The organism is Mesorhizobium sp. M5C.F.Ca.ET.164.01.1.1 (genome assembly GCF_004792125.1).
Taxonomy (GTDB): domain Bacteria; phylum Pseudomonadota; class Alphaproteobacteria; order Rhizobiales; family Rhizobiaceae; genus Mesorhizobium; species Mesorhizobium wenxiniae.
The window spans coordinates 1-323 of the sequence record NZ_SRTG01000364.1 but is presented as its reverse complement, the minus strand read 5'-3'; the positions used below and the strand labels follow the sequence as shown (position 1 = coordinate 323).

Annotated in this window: 1 pseudogene; it reads right to left on the bottom strand. The window is 60.1% G+C overall.

Features of this window, described 5'->3' with window-relative positions:
* Positions 1-284 (bottom strand): annotated as a pseudogene (locus EN807_RS37245) (cytochrome P450); the annotation flags it as partial.
* Between the last annotated feature and the right edge of the window lie 39 nt (positions 285-323).

The window sequence follows — 323 nt, the reverse complement described above, 5'->3', positions numbered from 1 at the left end:
CTGGAAAACGTTTCGGTGTCCTGCAGCACCCGGCGCTGGTCGCTCGCGCGAGTGATGACCCAGGTACCCCGACCGTCGCGCGTGTTGCTGGTTGAATAAAAGATCGGAGGCCCGGCATGAACGCAAGCAACCGCTGCATGCGGATCCCCGTTAGCGGTCGGCAACATGCCGGGCGACGTAAACAGGCTGAAGTCCCTCACCATTTCGGGCGGGACATGATCTGGAACCGGCCGCGATTTAACCGCGCCAGAATCGAGAGACCGTTCATGAGATGCTGTCGGCATTTGCATGCAATCGTTGGTGCAAGCTCCGTGCCGAATTCG